1 protein-coding gene is annotated in these 259 nt (G+C 60.6%); it reads left to right on the forward strand.

The annotated features are described in order from the left end of the window. Positions 1–140: 140 nt before the first annotated feature. Positions 141–259 (forward strand): FAD-dependent oxidoreductase (locus tag SB765_RS31065; RefSeq protein WP_410932680.1); only part of this gene is annotated, 119 nt, incomplete at its 3' end.

The following is a 259-nucleotide window of genomic DNA, read 5'->3' on the forward strand; positions in this document are numbered from 1 at the left end:
CAGCATGTTGCCGCAGTTGGGCGCGCTGTCGCGTCTGGCGGCTTGTCGCGAGGTCGTCGAGGCAGAAATCAATCCGCTAATGGTACTGGCGGAAGGTAAGGGCGTGGCTGCAGTGGATGTCCTGGTGCAAGGGAAGTGAAATGTCAGAACGCGAAAGAATGGAATACGACGTTGTGGTGGTGGGTGCGGGACCTGGTGGGCTGGCCGCCGCGATCCGCCTGAAGCAGTTGGTGGCCGAGAAGAATCACGAGGTCAGCGT

Source organism: Pseudomonas sp. SIMBA_067 (assembly GCF_046534675.1).
Lineage (GTDB): Bacteria > Pseudomonadota > Gammaproteobacteria > Pseudomonadales > Pseudomonadaceae > Aquipseudomonas > Aquipseudomonas putida.